Here is a 1700-nt window from a genome sequence, read left to right as displayed (position 1 = left end):
GGGCGAACGGGATGATCGACATGATGTTCATCAGCCAGATGAAGAAGAACATCGAGACGAGCATCGGGACGTACTTCTCGCCCTTCTTGCCGATCGTCTCCAGCACGATGGACCGCTTGACGAAGTCGTAGCCGATCTCGGCGACCAGCTGCAGCTTGCCCGGAACGAGGCGGGGCTTGGCGAAGGCCGACCAGAAGAAGACGACGACCAGCAGCGCGACGATCATCGACAGCAGCATCGGCTTGTTGAACTCGACGCTGCCGATCGTGAAGATCGGCTTGAACTGGAACTCGTTCAGACCCGGGGCCGGGAAGCCGCAGCCTGCGTCCCCGAAGTGGCAACTGCCTGAGGCGAGCTTCGTGAGTTCAGCACTCACCACGGACTCCTTCGTCGTGACGCATGGTTACGGCAACCTCGGTGTGTCGGCGTGGCCTGCGACCACGGAGCGGCACTGGTACTTGATGGGTTTCTCGCGGACCCTGCGCGGCAGTGCGTCGCACCGTCGCGGGATCATCGAAGACTGCGCGGGTCCGGGGGGCGATCCGTCCACCGATCGGACAGACCAGGCCTCTTCCCGTACTCCGTTGTTGCGACGGACGATAGCAGCCCGTCAGTGCGGCATAAACACCGCCCCCCTCGTTGGGGGGACAGCCCGGCCTCGTCACTGTTGACGCCCCGGGTCGGAAGGCTTGTCGGCCTTGTTTTCGGTGGCGTCGGGGTCGACGTAGAAGGTCTTGGCCTTGAGTGCGCCGCGCACCTGGAAGCCCGTCCAGATCAGGGCGCAGCCCAGCAGGGTGAAGGCGAACGCCTGCCGGTTGAAGAGGTCGGTGTTCTTGAAGACCGCGAGGACGATGCCGACCAGCAGGATCTGAGTGGTGTAGACCAGGAGCGCCGCGGCCATCATGATGTGCGGGTTCGACCTGGTCAGCCGGTCGAGTGCGACCTGGCCGGAGCTGAAGAAGGCCATCACCAGCAGCGTTCCGAAGAGGGCGCCGAGCAGTCCCTTGCCACCCGCGACGGCAAAGGAGATCACCATCGCGATGACTCCGGCGACCGCAGTGGGGATCGCGGCGCCTCGGAGGATCCGGGCGTCGTTGGACGGCATGTCGGCAACTCCGGCGGCATGTCGATGTGGCAGGGGGACGGGCACAGAACGTGGTGGGTGACACCGGACCGAGGGGGAGCCGCAGGCCGGCCGCTCGACGGCGAGCCCGTCGAGGGAGACCGGCCAGGGACGGAAGTCATCCACCTGTGAGGTCTTTCGGCGTGTTCTCGGTACTCGTGAACGGTATCACAAACTATTTGATGAGAGCTTTACCATGAATGTGTGGCACCTGTCACACCAACGGAGCAAGAGTGCCGCCGTTTGGATGAACCCGGATGACGGTACGTCAATTCACCTATCGGACACGGCCACTACCGTGCCCCCGGCCGGAGACCGCGGACGAACCCTTGCCGAGTTCACCGAGCAGTTCCTTGTCCTTCGCCGACAGTTCAGCCATCGGTGCGGAGGCCGGCGCGACCGCGGCGGCCTCGCTCCCGGTGACCGCCGCGGCGGCGGCACGGCCGGCGGCGGGGCGGCGGCGGTAGCGCGGCGGGACGAAGGACTGCACGGCCCGCGGGGCCCGCGGGCGGAACCGCGGGGGCAGCAGTACGACCAGGCCGACCAGGCAGAGCCCGGCCAGCGTCAGCACCACCGT

2 protein-coding genes and 1 pseudogene are annotated in these 1700 nt (G+C 66.1%); all 3 read right to left on the bottom strand.

The annotated features are described in order from the left end of the window. On the bottom strand, positions 1-376 hold a 376-nt coding region (locus MCM47_RS40200; protein WP_238951780.1), incomplete at its 3' end, for a F0F1 ATP synthase subunit A. 285 nt (positions 377-661) lie between these two features. Then, positions 662-1105 carry a hypothetical protein gene (locus MCM47_RS40195; protein ID WP_238865255.1) on the bottom strand — a complete coding sequence of 148 codons (444 nt, stop codon included), beginning with the start codon at positions 1103-1105 and terminating at the stop codon, positions 662-664. A 295-nt stretch (positions 1106-1400) separates the two neighbouring features. Further along, positions 1401-1700 (bottom strand): annotated as a pseudogene (locus MCM47_RS40190) (undecaprenyl/decaprenyl-phosphate alpha-N-acetylglucosaminyl 1-phosphate transferase); the annotation flags it as partial.

The organism is Kitasatospora sp. A2-31 (assembly GCF_022288725.1).
In the GTDB taxonomy this organism is placed as follows: domain Bacteria; phylum Actinomycetota; class Actinomycetes; order Streptomycetales; family Streptomycetaceae; genus Kitasatospora.
The sequence above is the reverse complement of the archived record's forward strand: the minus strand, read 5'-3'. Positions and strand labels throughout refer to the sequence as shown.

Excerpts from the sequence above, each read along its gene's own strand:
- MCM47_RS40195 (WP_238865255.1), bottom strand. The coding sequence starts at position 1,105 with ATGCCGTCCAACGACGCCCGGATCCTCCGAGGCGCCGCGATCCCCACT.